Here is a 210-nt window from a genome sequence, read left to right as displayed (position 1 = left end):
GTCGGGTCTGAATAATTCGTTTTGGACGGCGCTTGCCCTCACGGCTGGTATTCGACAGCGATTGAGCGGTTGAGCAAAGCGGCCAGAACAGCGGCGTAAAAAAGCCTCAGCTTCCTGAGGATCATCCGCAGGTTATGGCCGGCGCCGCACAGCACTGCGTGTATCGCGTCGCCGAGCGCGCCTTTAAGCCAGTTCCGGTCGAGCTTCCCG

The 210-nt window shown here is 60.0% G+C and carries 1 pseudogene; it reads right to left on the bottom strand.

The window, feature by feature from the left end:
• Positions 1-38: 38 nt before the first annotated feature.
• Positions 39-210: pseudogene (locus AB4Y34_RS42605) on the bottom strand (IS5/IS1182 family transposase); the annotation flags it as partial.

The sequence above is a fragment of the Paraburkholderia sp. BR10954 genome (assembly GCF_040965775.1).
GTDB classification, from domain to species: domain Bacteria; phylum Pseudomonadota; class Gammaproteobacteria; order Burkholderiales; family Burkholderiaceae; genus Paraburkholderia; species Paraburkholderia youngii.
This window is presented reverse-complemented; position numbering and strand designations above follow the sequence as displayed.